Source organism: Micromonospora sp. NPDC050417 (assembly GCF_044458865.1).
Taxonomy (GTDB): Bacteria; Actinomycetota; Actinomycetes; order Mycobacteriales; family Micromonosporaceae; genus Micromonospora_G.
The window spans coordinates 113,433-126,522 of the sequence record NZ_JBITIH010000005.1; the positions used below are offsets into that span (position 1 = coordinate 113,433).

General features: G+C 70.8%; 12 protein-coding genes. 6 read left to right on the forward strand and 6 right to left on the reverse strand.

Annotation, left to right across the window (positions count from 1 at the left end; genetic code table 11):
• Positions 1–149: 149 nt before the first annotated feature.
• The 6 genes from ACIBF5_RS08900 to folP all read right to left on the reverse strand — a co-directional run bounded on the left by ACIBF5_RS08900 (position 150) and on the right by folP (position 4,463).
• Complete coding sequence (locus ACIBF5_RS08900) at positions 150–464, reverse strand: hypothetical protein (RefSeq protein WP_396809611.1); 315 nt, start codon at positions 462–464, stop codon at positions 150–152.
• A gap of 81 nt (positions 465–545) precedes the next feature.
• Positions 546–1,961, reverse strand: coding sequence for an ABC transporter permease (locus tag ACIBF5_RS08905; protein WP_396809613.1), 1,416 nt, complete (start codon positions 1,959–1,961; stop codon positions 546–548).
• A gap of 180 nt (positions 1,962–2,141) precedes the next feature.
• Positions 2,142–2,660 carry a DUF3180 domain-containing protein gene (locus ACIBF5_RS08910; RefSeq protein WP_396809615.1) on the reverse strand — a complete coding sequence of 173 codons (519 nt, stop codon included), beginning with the start codon at positions 2,658–2,660 and terminating at the stop codon, positions 2,142–2,144.
• A gap of 98 nt (positions 2,661–2,758) precedes the next feature.
• Entirely contained in the window at positions 2,759–3,283 is a 525-nt protein-coding gene (folK, locus tag ACIBF5_RS08915; protein ID WP_396809617.1) for a 2-amino-4-hydroxy-6-hydroxymethyldihydropteridine diphosphokinase, read from the reverse strand.
• Positions 3,280–3,645, reverse strand: coding sequence for a dihydroneopterin aldolase (folB, locus tag ACIBF5_RS08920; RefSeq protein WP_396809619.1), 366 nt, complete (start codon positions 3,643–3,645; stop codon positions 3,280–3,282). The genes folK and folB overlap by 4 nt, the downstream gene beginning before the upstream one ends.
• The gene (folP, locus tag ACIBF5_RS08925; protein WP_396809945.1) at positions 3,642–4,463 is read right to left on the reverse strand and encodes a dihydropteroate synthase; all 822 of its coding nucleotides are present in this window, start codon (positions 4,461–4,463) and stop codon (positions 3,642–3,644) included. The genes folB and folP overlap by 4 nt, the downstream gene beginning before the upstream one ends.
• A 450-nt stretch (positions 4,464–4,913) precedes the next feature.
• Here folP and ACIBF5_RS08930 point away from each other — a divergent pair, with 450 nt between their 5' ends.
• The 6 genes from ACIBF5_RS08930 (at position 4,914) to ACIBF5_RS08955 (ending at position 13,059) form a co-directional block, all read left to right on the forward strand.
• On the forward strand, positions 4,914–5,228 hold the full coding sequence (locus tag ACIBF5_RS08930) for a hypothetical protein (protein WP_396809621.1): 315 nt from the start codon (positions 4,914–4,916) through the stop codon (positions 5,226–5,228).
• A gap of 16 nt (positions 5,229–5,244) precedes the next feature.
• Positions 5,245–5,607, forward strand: coding sequence for a hypothetical protein (locus ACIBF5_RS08935; protein WP_121158026.1), 363 nt, complete (start codon positions 5,245–5,247; stop codon positions 5,605–5,607).
• A 124-nt stretch (positions 5,608–5,731) separates the two neighbouring features.
• Complete coding sequence (locus ACIBF5_RS08940) at positions 5,732–9,364, forward strand: ATP-binding protein (RefSeq protein WP_396809623.1); 3,633 nt, start codon at positions 5,732–5,734, stop codon at positions 9,362–9,364.
• Position 9,365: 1 nt separating this feature from the next.
• A complete protein-coding gene (locus ACIBF5_RS08945) occupies positions 9,366–11,333 on the forward strand; it encodes an MFS transporter (RefSeq protein ID WP_396809625.1) in 1,968 nt (655 codons plus the stop codon).
• Positions 11,334–11,885 (forward strand): hypothetical protein, encoded by a 552-nt coding sequence (locus ACIBF5_RS08950; RefSeq protein WP_396809947.1) that lies wholly within the window; start codon positions 11,334–11,336, stop codon positions 11,883–11,885.
• Between the two features lie 19 nt (positions 11,886–11,904).
• Positions 11,905–13,059, forward strand: a complete 1,155-nt coding sequence (locus tag ACIBF5_RS08955; protein WP_396809627.1) for a peptidoglycan DD-metalloendopeptidase family protein — start codon at positions 11,905–11,907, stop codon at positions 13,057–13,059.
• Positions 13,060–13,090 lie beyond the last annotated feature (31 nt).

Here is a 13,090-nt window from a genome sequence, read left to right on the forward strand (position 1 = left end):
AGTGGGCAAACCCGAAAACCGCTCACCCGTTGTCGCTCAACTAATGAATAGGCACCAACGGTACGTAGCTCAAGAACTGTGCGCTACGTACGGATGTCCGGAAGAGCGGATTTGGGACTAGCAACGGTCCTGGCACGTGCTCCGACGCGTCAGTGTCGCTGGAGGTAGTCGATGAAGGCGGCACGCAGCAGCGGTTCGGTGTCCGGCTCGGCGTACCCGTGACCGGTCAACTGCCGCCACAACGCCACTGCCTCGTCCACCGTCGGCCCCACCGAGTTCGGCGAGCCGTCGAGGATCGTGGCCTCGTCGGCGTTCGGCAGGTGGCGCAGCACCGACCAGAAGAAGCCGACATCGAGGTGTTCCCGGGCCCGGGCGAAGGCACGCTCCCGCAGCTCCTCTGTGGACAACGTGTCGAGCTGCGCGAACTCGGACTCGTTACGGTCGCCGGCTGACGATTCGGTCATGCTGCCGAGCCTAGCCGGGGCTGGTCCCGCCGGCACCCGGAGTGGCCACGTGTCGCCCTGCCACTGCCCGCGGGAGGCCGCTCAGCGCTCGTCACCCCAGCGGTCGTTGCCCCATGGGTCGCTTCGACTCGCCGGCGCCTGGTCCGGCAGCACCGAAGACCACTCCGGCCGCTCCGGTGGCTCCTCGTCCCAGCCCGACGCGGTCGTGGCGGGCGCCGGTTCGGGCTGCCACTCCTCCTCGACGGTGCCGGCGGACCGGGGCCGCCCGAACGACTCGACCAGCCGGGTCACCACCAGCCCGGCGGCGACGGTCACGGCGGCGGTGGCGGCCAGCGCGATGTCCCAGTCCCGGGCGTTCTCGTAGGCGAGGAAGAGGGTGAGCGCGGCGACCGCGAAGAGCGTGCCGAAGACCCCGCCCCGGCGACCGTACGCGCTCGTGCCGCCCACCAGCGCGACCCCGATGGCCATCCCGGTCCACTCAAGCCCGGATGTCGGCGCCACTGACCCGGTCCCGTCGGCGGCGAGCAGCAGACCGGCCAGGGTCGCCGCCACCATCGACACGATGATCGACAGCATGGTGATCGTCGCGGCCACCCCGCCCCGACGCCGGGCCGGATCACCGATCGGCCGGAACCGGCCCACCGAGCGCCGGATAGCCTTGATCATGCCGAGCAGGCCGCCCAGCAGCGCCAGCGCGGCGAAGCCGCCGAACAGGTAGAGGGCGTGCTCGGTCGGGTCGTAGTCACCCTGCACGTCCACCCGCCCGGAGCGCTGCTGAATGAAAACGATCACCCCGAGCGCGACGGCGAGGCTGGCGCCCCAGCCCGGTACGTGGAATCCGACCACCAGCAGCGCGAGCACCAGACCGGCGGCGATCGCCCAGAGCACCGCGGGGAGCATGGCGTCGACCACTCCCCGGTCCCCGTTCTCGGCGAAGTGCAGGGCCGCCGCGACGGCGACCGGGCCGAGGGCGAGGTTGGGCGCCCCGGCGCGGAGTGTCAGCCCCGCGCCCAGCGCCAGCGCCCCCAACGCCGCCCCGTCGACCAGCAACCGGTTCAGCGACGCTCCCCGGAGCAGATCGGGGTCGGTCTGGTAGAGCGCGTACGCCAACAGCCCGGTCACCAGCAGCAGCACGAACTCCCAGCCGAAGTGCACACCGAGCCGGTCCCGGCCGGGCTCGCCGTGCGCCGGGTCGTCGAAGACGTCGTCGAGTACGGCCGGCGAGACGCTCGGCCGGGCCGGCGCCATCGGCTCGGGCGCTTCGGAGAACTGCGCCGTCGTCGAGCCCCGGCGGTAGTTGCCGGTGTACTCGTCGGCGGGATAGCCGGCGGCGTAGTCGTCAGCCGCATAACCGGCGGCGTAACCGGGGTCGGGGCGAGCGGTCCGGTCATCGGCGTAACCACGCTCGTCGTACCAGGAGTCATCCCGCGCGCCCGCGCCGGCCGGCTCCGAGCCGGCTGACTCGTGCCGCCGGTAGATCGACTCGTCGTACGCCATCTCGCGCGCCTCCCGCGGTCGTCTTGCCGACCATCCCAGCCCCTCGGCTGTCGCTGGGGCCCGGGCCGGTCACAGCGCCGGACCCGACCCGGCGGAACTCACGTTTCCACCGGTCGCAGGCACGCTACTCGGATCCGGCAGCGCCGTCACCCCCTGCGGGGGCCACTTCTGATTCGGGCGTCAGCCCTGGCGCTCGTCGTTTTCCCGGTCGTCGCCGGGACGCTTCGGCACCCGACCGGACCGTTCCAGTAGTAGCGCCGCCACGACCAACCCCAACGAGGCGACCAATCCGGCGGTCGCCGCCGGCACGTCGTTGCCCGCCGCCCGGGTCGGTTCGACCAGCAGCCAGGCGTCCAGGCCGGCGTAGAAGCCGGCGAAGATCGCCCCGGCGAGCGAGGATGCCTTGGCCAGCACCACAAAACGCGCCACCGCGAGCGGGTCGACCGGGTCCCGACCGGGCCGCTGCTCGATCCGCGCCCTGGTGTTGATCGCCGCGTACCCCTCCAGGATCGCCAGCGCGGCGATGGTCGCCGGGGGAAGCCACGGAAGCGGTGGGATGTCGGCGTAGAAGAGGCTGACCAGCAGCCAGGCGAGCGCGGCCGAGGCCAGCGCGGCGACCACCAGGGTGGCCAGCCGGGTCGGGCCCATCCGGGGGCGTTCTTCCGTCGGCCCGCGCGGTGGGGACTGCCGCTCGGTCATGGACGTCTCCTCGCTCTGTTCGGCCGCGACGATCCACTCGCTCCGCCGGGCCGCACCCGCCGTCGGCGCGCTCCGCGACCCTCCGGCCGACTCGTTCCTCATATCGACTCTAACTGGAGATCGGGCCGGGCACGCACGTCCAGGACGTCGGTGGCGACCGGCTCGGTGCTCATCAGATCGGTCAGCCAGCCGTGGCCGGGGAGCTTGCCGTACGGCTGGATGTCTATCCACGGGCGCAGCACGAACGCCCGCAGGTGGGCCCGAGGATGCGGAAGGGTCAACTCGGGGTCGTCGCTGAACACCGGTTCACCCGCGCCGGTCCAGACCCCGATCACGTCGACGTCCAAGCTGCGGGGGCCGTACTGGCGGGCCGGGTCACGGACCCGGCCGGCGGCCTCCTCGATCCGGCGGGCCCGGTCCAGCCAGTCCCGGGGCGTGGCCGCCGGGTCCGCGGCCAGCAACGCGGCGTTGAGGTACGCCGGCTGGTCCGGATCGCCCCACGGTGGCGTCTCGTAGACACCGGAGACGACCAGCAGTACGTCCTGGAGCGCCGTCACGGCCGCACGCAGGTGCCCGAGCCGATCACCGAGATTGCTGCCGAGCGAGAACACCACCTGGCTCACCGCGCACTCCGCCGGGTCAACGTGACGGCGACGTCGGCGAACTCGTGCCGGATGGGCGCCTGCGGCTTGTGTACGGTCACCGTCGCGACCTCCACCCGGGGGTCGGCGAGACAGGCCGCGACGAGCCGGTCCGCGAGGGTCTCGATCAGGTTCACCGGCTCGCCCCCGATGATGCCGACCAGCACGTCCGCCAGCTCGCCGTAGTGCACGGTGTCCGTCACCTCGTCCGAGCGGGCCGCGGAGCCGAGGTCCAGCTCCAGCACCACGTCGACCAGGAAGTCCTGCCCCTGGACCCGTTCGAAGTCGAAGACACCGTGGTGGCCGCGGGCGCGCAGGCCGGTCAGGGTGATCCGGTCGGTCATCGGGTCGGCCCCGGTACGGCCAGTCGCGGTCGCCCGCTCGCCTCCCAGACGGCGAGCGCGTCCGCGGTGCCGCGTACGTCGTGCACGCGTACCCCCCACGCGCCGGCTGCGACCGCGAGCACGCTGGTGGCGACAGTCGCCGCCGCGCGTTCGTCGGTCGGGCGGGGGCTGCCGTCCGGGCCGGCCAGCAGCGCCCCCAGGTACGACTTCCGGCTCGCCGCGAAGAGCAGTGGGAAGCCGAGTGCGAGCAGTTCGGGGAGCCGGGCGGTGAGCTGCCAGTTGTCGGTCGCCCCCTTGGCGAACCCGAGGCCGGGGTCGACCACGATCCGGTCGGCGGCGACGCCGGCCGCCAGCGCGTCCGCGATCCGCTGGCTCAGCTCGGCCTTCACGTCGGTCACCACGTCGGTGTAATTGGCCAGGTCCCGCATCTGCTTGGCGTGACCGCGCCAGTGCATCAGCACCCAGGGGCAACCCGCGTCGGCGACCACCCGGGCCATGTCGGGATCGGCGAGCCCGCCGGAGACGTCGTTGACCACCGTCGCTCCGGCCTCCAGCGCCGCCACCGCCACCCTCGCCCGGTACGTGTCGATGCTCATCGGTACGCCGTGGGCGGCCAGTTCGCGGATGACGGGGAGCACCCGGGCGGCCTCGGTCTCGGCGTCCACCCGGTCGGCACCGGGTCGGGTGGACTCGCCGCCGACGTCGATCAGTCGAGCACCCTCGTCACGCATCCGCAGTCCATGGCGTACGGCCGCTTCAAGATCGGCGTACCGGCCACCGTCGGAGAACGAGTCGGGGGTGACGTTGAGGACACCCATCACCACCGGGCGGGCCGGTCGGAGCAACTCGTCCGGATCCGTGCCGGTCAGTCGGGTCAGGTCGGGCGCCGGCGCGGGCGCACCGGAGGTGCCAGCGGGGCCGTGGGCCAACTCAGTCACGGCTAGACGTTACCCATGGGCATCGGACGCACCGCGTCCCACCTGGGCGGTAGCTGGCCAAACAGACCGGACAACCGGGTCGTAACGGTGACACTCCGCTTGGCTTGTTCCAAGCAGGCACGGGCCGTACCCTTTGGAATTGCGCAACAGCCGGACGTCGAAGCTTGAGGAGATGGGCCGAAGCGGACCAAAACGCCCAGAAGCCGTCACCGCTCGCGGTGAGGGTCGAGACAGAGGGTCAACCCGGCACCGCATCGCCGACCCCCTTGTTCGGCCGGGTTCGACAACTGCAGTGCCGCGACTCCCGTCGCCGCACCGGGGAGGATTCCGATGATCGCCATGGAGCTGGTGGAGACGGCGTGGGCCAGCACCACGCACGCGCTCCTCACGATCGCTCCCGTTCTCGCCGCCGAGCCGACGCCCACGGGCATCAACACCGACGGTGTCGTCAGCTTCTTCGCCAGCAAGGTCGCGCCCATCCTGCTCGCCGTACTCGGAGTGATCTTCATCGGGCGGGCCAGCCGGGGTGAGATCTCGAAGGTGCTGACCAGTTCGGCCATCGCCATCGTCGGCCTGGCCTTCATCGCCGGTGCCGCCACGCTGTTCTTCGTCGGCGACTACCTGATCAAGCTGATCTTCGAGTAGACCGCGGAGCATCCAGATGCGGCTGCGCACCGACGACGACATCTACCGGGCACGTCTGGTCTACCTCGGGCCACCCGGCTACACCCTGCCGGTGCACCTGCCCTACGCCCAGTACGGACTCTTCCTGCTACTGGTGCCGCTCTACATCTTCATCCACTGGCTGTTCACCCTCAAGGTCGAGCTCTTCCCGGCCTGGGAAATCGCACTCGCGATCGTCACCACGTCCTTCATCTTCCGGCACGTCGACCCTGACCGGCCCGCGCGAATGGTCATCCGCACCGCGCTGACCGACTGGCGACGTACCCGCGAGCCGGCCACGGAGCAGCGCGATCCCCGACTGATCGCCACCCGCATCCGGATCCGGGAGGACCTGGCATGAGTAGGCAGCGGACGAGCGTAGGGCTCGGGGCGGCGGCCGGTACGGCCGCGTGGAACGAATCGAGGCGGCGCGTGAAGATGTGGTCCCAGGCAACGGGAGCGGCCCGGTCGGGCGAGGCAGCGGCATGACCCGCCCCGCCACGCCGGGTTCCCCACACCCGGCCGAAGGTACTGCCGCCCACAGAGGTAACGGTACGCGACCGATCAGCTACGCCGAGCCCGATCTTGACGAGGACGAGACCGTCAACGACGCGCTCGCCGCCACCCCCGGAAACGGTGGCGTGGCGGTCTTCCAGGCGCCGCAACCCGCCCGCGACAGGTCCACCGCGCCGGCCACAACACCCACCGTCGCCAGCCCTCCACCCGTCGACGGTCCGGACATCGACTCGCCATTCCTCGACCTGTTCGGTGGCGCGATGCCGCCCGCCCCCCGGGCACCCAGCCAGCCACAGCCGGTTGGCATCCCAGCGGCCCTCTCCGCACCCCCGGGTCCCCCGCCCCGGCCGACGGGCAACCGGACGGCCGGCGGGACCGACACCCCCCACACCGAACCCGCCCGTACGTCAGCCGAGTCACCGCCCCGTACCGACACCGGATGGGCCGCCCACCCGGCCGAACTCCCCACCTGGGAACCCGACGAACTGCCCGAACCGGCGGTACGGACCCGAACCCCGGAGAACGGCATCGGCGTACCGGCGATGGACCCGGCACGACGACGGATCGCCACCGCGCCGCCCAGCCAGCGCGTCGCCCCCGCCACCGGCGCCCCCGCGCGCAGGCGCATCCCGGAACAACCGACCCACCCGCCGGTGACGTCCGAGCCGCACCCGTCGCCGCCCGCGAGCGACCCGTACCCGGAGGATCGCCGGGAGGCACGGCGCACCATCGACCCACCATCGCCCGCCCGACCGGGACCACGGCAGGCCGAGGCCCGACCCGCCGGATTCGCCGGTGACCGCGGTGAACCGCCCACCGGATTCGCACCCGGCCGAGGCGATCAGCCCACCGGACCGGACCCCCGCCAGGACCGCCCCGGCCAACACGGCCCGGACCCGGCGGACCCCGGCCCGCACCAGCAACGGAACGGCTCCGGGCCGGGACAGCCCCGGGAGGGCGCCGGCTCCTCGAAACAGAAGTCCGGCCGCTCCCGGCGACGCGAGTCGGAACCAAAACCCACCCAGGTCCGCGCACCGAAGGTGAAGTTCACCGACCGGGACCCGGCCATCGAACTCGCCATCACCGAGATCGCCGGACACCTGACCTTCACCCCCAACACGGTCACCGCCTGGTACTGGCTACCAGAAGTGCGCTGGGCCTTCCGCCCGGACGCCGAACGGGAGGCACTGCTCGCCGCCATCTCCGAGCAGTACGCCGGACTCGCCGGCTTCCGACTACACCTGCGCCGCACCACCCGCCCCTTCCCCGCCGACGAGTGGGCCCGGACCGTCGACGCGCACACCCCCCACCCCCTGGCATCAGTACCCGGTGCCGCCAGCTGGTCCGACCACCTGGTCGCCGCCCAACGGCACCTTCTCTCGGTGAACCACGCCGAGGGACAGACCTACCTCGGGGTCACCTTCGCCCGCCGCTCCCTCGGCAACTCGCTCACCGAACGGATCCTGCGCACCTTCGGCCGCGGAGTGGCCGACGGGGAGCGACGCAAGCTGGGTCGCACGGTCGAGCAGTTCGACGAGGTGCTCGGCGCCTTCGGCATGCGCGGGCGGCGAGTCACCGCCGGTGAACTCGAATGGCTGCTCTACCGCTCGGTGGCGCTCTGCATGGCGCCGCCCGGAACACTCTCCCCGGTCACCAACGGGCAGTGGGAACGCGGCGACCTGCTGGCCCTGACCGAACAGGTCGAGCGCTACCGCAGCCCGTACGGATCCACCGTCAAGCTGGTCAACCGGATGACCGGCGAGGAGCGACACGTCGCCGTACTCGCCGTCGGCCGGATGGAGCCACTGGAGATCCCCGAACGGCACGAGCCCTGGCTGCACTTCCACGAGCGGCTGCCCTGGCCCATGGAACTCTCCACCCGGGTCGACATCCTCGGCTCCGGCGACTCGTTCCGTAACCTCGAACACCGGCTGCGGATGATCCGGTCGCAGCAGCTCGACTACGCCGAACACGGCATCGACGCCCCACCGGAGCTGGAACGGCTCGCCAAACGGGCACTGGTCATCGGCGACGAGATGACCACCGGCCTGCCCGTCGACTCCGCCCGGGCACACGGCTGGCACCGGATCGCGGTCGGTGGGCGCACTCGGGAAGAGTGCCTGGAGCGCGCCCGCCGGCTCATCCAGCTCTACTCCCGGGAGCTGCGCGTGTCGCTGCAGCACCCGAAAAACCAGGACTGGCTGGCCCGCGAGTTCATCCCGGGTGAGCCGATCGCCAACACCGGATACATCCGGCGGATGCCGGTCAACCTGCTCGCCGCCGCGTTGCCACAGGCCGCCTCGACGGTCGGCGACCGGCGCGGCGACCTGATCGGGCGTACCGCCGGCACCTGCCGCCGGCCGGTCTTCCTCGACCTGCACTTCCCGATGGAGGTACGGGAACGCTCCGGGCTCGCCGTCTTCGTCGCCGAACCGGGTGGTGGCAAGTCGACGCTGCTCGGTGCCCTGGGCTACCTGGCCGCCCGGCGCGGGGTACAGGTGACGCTCCTGGACCCGTCCGGTCCGCTGGCCCGGCTCTGCTCGATGCCGGAACTGCGACCGTACTCGCGGGTGCTGAACCTGACCGGTTCGGAACAGGGCACCCTCGCCCCGTACGCGCTTATCCCCACCCCGCTGCGGTCGGAGTTTCCGAGCGGTGCCGGTGGCGACCGGGAGTTCGAGATCGCTATCTCCAACTCCCGGGCCGAACGACGGATGCTGGTGCAGGACATCTGCATGATGCTGGTCCCACCGCAGGTGGCCCGGGAGGCATCGACCGCCACCCTGCTGCGGCACGCGGTACGTCAGGTGCCGGCCGAGGAGACGTCCACCCTGGACGATGTGGTCGCCTGCCTCGCGACCCTCGACAACGACGAGGGCAAGGAGTTGGCGAACCTCCTGCTGGACACCGCGGAGATGCCGCTCGCGCTGCTCTTCTTCGGTCGGCCGCCGGCCGGGTTGCTCGGCGCCGACGCCGCGCTGACCGTGATCACCATGGCCGGACTGCGCCTGCCCGACCTGAAGATCGAACGGGAGTACTGGTCAGCCGAGGAGGCTCTCGCGCTGCCGATGCTGCACACGGCGCACCGACTGGCCGTACGCCGCTGCTACGGCGGCTCCATGGGCTCCCGGAAGATGGTCGGGCTCGACGAGGCGCACTTCATGGAGGGCTGGCGATCTGGCCGCTCGTTCCTGGTCCGGCTTGCCCGGGACTCCCGGAAGTGGAACCTCTCCGCACTGGTGGCATCTCAGAACCCTCGGGACATTCTCGGTCTGGACGTACAGAACCTGGTCTCGACGGTGTTCGTGGGTCGGATCGCCGAGGACACGGAGATTGCCTCCGAGGCGCTACGGCTGCTCCGAGTACCCGTGAACGACGGTTACGAGGCAACCCTCGCCTCGTTGTCGAATGTGGATTCGTCGTCGGCCTCGCGACTTGGCTTCCGGGAGTTCGTCATGCGCGACGTCGACGGGCGGGTGCAGAAGATCCGGGTAGACGTGTCGTACGTCGAGGGTCTGCTCGACCATCTCGACACCACCCCGGCGAGCGCGGCCTCGACCCCGGCCAACCTGCCCATTTCCCTCGCGGACCTGGAGGCTTGACATGGCGCGGGCCGGCGTACGCAGCATCGCGTTCCTCCTCGCCCTCGCCGTGATCGCGGTGGCGACCGTCTCCTGGCCGCTGCTCGGCGGCACGGCGACCGCAGCCCCCGCGACGACGGTGCCGACCTACGCCCCGGCCGACCTCTGCACGACGGAGGAGTGGCAGGCGGACTTCCGGACCTGCGTCGACAAGCTCCAGGAGGTCGGTGGGTCAACCGCCGAGTGCCTGGATCCGCCCACCCCGGGTACGCCCGACTCCGGTCTCGCCGGCTGGTTCGCCGCCCGCCCCGACTCGGTCAAGGAACCCGGTCCGCGCGGGCTCTACAGCGACTACGGCTATGCCGGCTACAGCTACGAGACCTACGACCTGGAGGGTGGCTGCGCGTCGAGCGTGGTCAACCCGGCGAGCCTCGCGCTCACCAAGGTGGCAAGTGGTGAGCTGATGGCGGCAACGGCGGTCATCGGCGCGTCGAACGCGCTCCGGGAACGGGCCTGGGATCCCCGGACCATGTGGGACTGGGCGAATCCCCTGGTCGAACAGGCAACCAAGGCAGTGTACGAGAAGGTCTTCAGCGTCTTCGGCATCATTACTCTCTGTGTTGTCGGGCTCTATCTGCTGTGGCGGTCGCGGCAGTCCGAGATGAGCCACGCGATGACGACCGCCGGCTGGGCGCTGTTGGTGATGGTGGCGGTGACCGCACTGGCCGCGTGGCCGGTGCAGTCGGCGAATGTCGCCGACAACGCCCTGATCTCCTCGCTCAGCGTCGTGCACGAGGCCGTCGGACCCTCGACCAAGGATGTCCCTGCGGGGGAATGCGCGGCGCCTGACCCGGACTGGTGTGTAGACAAACGGCCGCCAGCGGTACGAGCCAGTGACATCTCGACCGAGACCATGCTCTACCGGAACTGGCTGCGTGGCCTGCTGGGCTCGGCCGACAGCGTGACCGCGAAGAAATACGGCGAGGCGTTGTACGACGCCAAGTCGCTGACCTGGGAGGAGACCGAGCGGCTACGGGCGAACCCCACCACCCGGGACACCATCTTCGAGGCGAAGAAGAACCAGTGGAACAAGGTCGCCCAACAGATCAAGATCGAGGACCCGGAGGCGTACGAGTACCTACAGGGCAGCCGGGACATGGAGCGAATCGGCGCGGGCTTCATCGCCGCGCTTGCCGCCCTGCTCTTCGCCCTCTTCGACCTGACCGCCTCGCTGTTGGTCCTGCTCGGCTTCCTGATCTTCCGTTGGGCTGTCATCGCCGCGCCGGTGCTCGGCACCGTGGGCCTGATGCGGCCCGCGAGCGCCGGGCTGCGTCGGCTGGCGAACGCGGTCGTCGCGGCGGTGTTCAACATCGCCATCTTCGGGACCGGCGCGGCCATCTACCTGTTCGCCGTCGACCTGGTGATGAGCACACCGACCCTGCCCGGCTGGTTGCAGGTCGTGCTCGTGTTCCTGACCGGCGTGGTCGGGTGGCTGCTACTGCGGCCGTACCGACGGATCACCCAACTCGGCGGCAAGACGACCACGCGTACGGTCGATGCCGAGCAGTCCTGGCACCGCCGCTTCCTTCGTGACCTGCGGGAGTCGTCCCGCTCCGACCAGTCCGACTCCCGCAGCGACCGAGCGGTCGGCAAGCGCCGCGAGGTGATGGCCGAGCAGACCAACCTGCGGCCCGAGGCCCGGTTGGAGGATCCGTCGCACTCGGCCGACACCCGTGCCAGCGAGCGACCGGATGGCCCGGAGGGTCGCCCGGACGGCCGGGAAGAGTCCGGCGGGGACGGCCAGCCGGGCCGGGACAGCCCAGCGAAGCAGACCGCACCACGTCCCCGAAGCGGACGGGGCGCGGAGTGGACCGATCCGGACGTGCCGGCGGAGAAGCCGACGTACGTGCTCTACCGCCCCGACTCGGCCAAGCGGCCGGAGACGACGCCGACGCCGACCGCACCCCGGATCCGGTCCGAGGCGAGGTAGATCGTGCGACGCGCACTCGAGACCCTGGTCACCGGCATCCTGCGGTCCCGACTCGGGGTCGCACTGATGCTGGCCGTGCTGATCCTGGGCGTGGTGGGTGCGGCCCGACTCGTCTCCGGCGTCTCCGGTTCCGATTCCGGGCTCGCCGGGGCACCGGTCGAGCCGATCGCCACGGTCGACCCGACGACCGGCGACGACGGCGTCATCGCCACCGAACCGCCTCCCACGCCACGGACCAGTCCGGGCGCGGCGGCGCCGGAGGAGGTCGCCGCCAGGTTCGCCGCTGCCTGGCTCGCCCACGACGGGGTGTCGGCACAGCAGTGGTACGACAAGCTCCGTCCCCTCTCCACGAGCGGACTGGCCGACCGGCTCAGCGGCGTGGACCCGACGGGAGTGCCGGCGGAGCGGCTCACCGGCGACCTGGAGGTCGTCACCCGCAGCGACGAGTTCGTCGAGGTCAGCGTGCCGGTCGACGCCGGCACGCTACGTCTCGAACTCGTCGCCCCACAGGGGCGGTGGTTGGTCGACGCGGTGGATTGGGAGCGAGGATGAGCACTGTCCGGAGTGGGCGATGAGCGACGACCAGGATTCCGCGGCGAGCGCCCGGCGCAGGCGGCTGCCGGCGCTGGCAATCGCGCTCACCGCCGCGCTGGCGCTGCTCTGTTGCACCGGGGGGACCGGGGCGCTGCTCTTCTCCGAATTCCTCGGCAGTTCGGATGACCCGGCGCTCACCACCTTCGGCTGTGGCCAGGACAAGCCAATCGAGATCAAGGACGGTCTGCCGATCGTCGAGCCGTACGACGCGGCCCAGATGCGCAACGCGGCAGTCATCATCAACGTGGGTGCGCAGATGCAGGTTCCCCCACGAGGCTGGGTGATCGCGGTGGCGACAGCCATGCAGGAGTCCCGGTTGAGCAACCTGCCACATCTCGGCGCCAGTAACGACCACGACTCGATCGGCCTGTTCCAGCAGCGGCCCTCGCAGGGCTGGGGTACGCCCCAGCAACTGCTGGACCCCGAGTACACCTCACGCAAGTTCTACGAGAAGCTGCTGGAGGTACCCGGCTGGCAGAAGAAACGGCTGACCGATGCCGCGCAGCGGGTCCAGCGCAGCGCCTTCCCGGACGCGTACGCCAAGCACGAAACCATCGCCACCCAGATCGTGAACGCACTCACCAAGGGTGCCGCCCGCGCGGCTGGCGCCGGTGTGCCGGTGAGCGGTGCCGATCTGCAATGCGCCGCCGGTGCGGACATCGCCGCCTCCGGCTGGACCCTGCCCATTCCGGGCGCGGTCGGCTCCGGCTTCCGCACCGCCTCGCGACCGTCGCACAACGGGGTCGACATCGGTGCGGTGAAGGGGACGGAGATCCGCGCCGCGGCGAGTGGACGCGTGCTGGTCGCCCGCTGTGATCCGGACCGGAACGGCGTACGCAGTTGCGATGTCGACGGGTTCCCCGGCAAGGGCGGCTGCGGCTGGTTCGTCGACATCCTGCACGCCAATCAGATCATCACGCGTTACTGTCACATGGTCAGCAAGCCACTGGTGAACGTGAACGACATGGTGGAGGCCGGACAGGTGATCGGCAACGTCGGGTCGAGCGGTAACTCCTCCGGGCCGCACCTGCACTTCGAGGTGCACGTGAAGGGCGACCGGAGCAGCCGGGGGGCGATCAACCCGGTGCCGTTCATGCGGGATCGCGGCGCGACGTTGCAGGGGAACGGATGAGGCTGGTCCGGCCAGCGCGCTCCGATCGGCA

Bases quoted from the DNA above. Each gene is read 5' to 3' on its own strand.
- ACIBF5_RS08955 (WP_396809627.1), top strand. From the start codon at position 11,905: ATGAGCGACGACCAGGATTCCGCGGCGAGCGCCCGGCGCAGGCGGCTG.
- ACIBF5_RS08935 (WP_121158026.1), top strand. From the start codon at position 5,245: ATGCGGCTGCGCACCGACGACGACATCTACCGGGCACGTCTGGTCTAC.
- ACIBF5_RS08900 (WP_396809611.1), bottom strand. From the start codon at position 464: ATGACCGAATCGTCAGCCGGCGACCGTAACGAGTCCGAGTTCGCGCAG.
- ACIBF5_RS08910 (WP_396809615.1), bottom strand. From the start codon at position 2,660: ATGACCGAGCGGCAGTCCCCACCGCGCGGGCCGACGGAAGAACGCCCC.
- ACIBF5_RS08945 (WP_396809625.1), top strand. From the start codon at position 9,366: ATGGCGCGGGCCGGCGTACGCAGCATCGCGTTCCTCCTCGCCCTCGCC.
- ACIBF5_RS08905 (WP_396809613.1), bottom strand. From the start codon at position 1,961: ATGGCGTACGACGAGTCGATCTACCGGCGGCACGAGTCAGCCGGCTCG.
- ACIBF5_RS08940 (WP_396809623.1), top strand. From the start codon at position 5,732: ATGACCCGCCCCGCCACGCCGGGTTCCCCACACCCGGCCGAAGGTACT.
- folP (WP_396809945.1), bottom strand. From the start codon at position 4,463: ATGGGTGTCCTCAACGTCACCCCCGACTCGTTCTCCGACGGTGGCCGG.
- ACIBF5_RS08930 (WP_396809621.1), top strand. From the start codon at position 4,914: ATGATCGCCATGGAGCTGGTGGAGACGGCGTGGGCCAGCACCACGCAC.
- folB (WP_396809619.1), bottom strand. From the start codon at position 3,645: ATGACCGACCGGATCACCCTGACCGGCCTGCGCGCCCGCGGCCACCAC.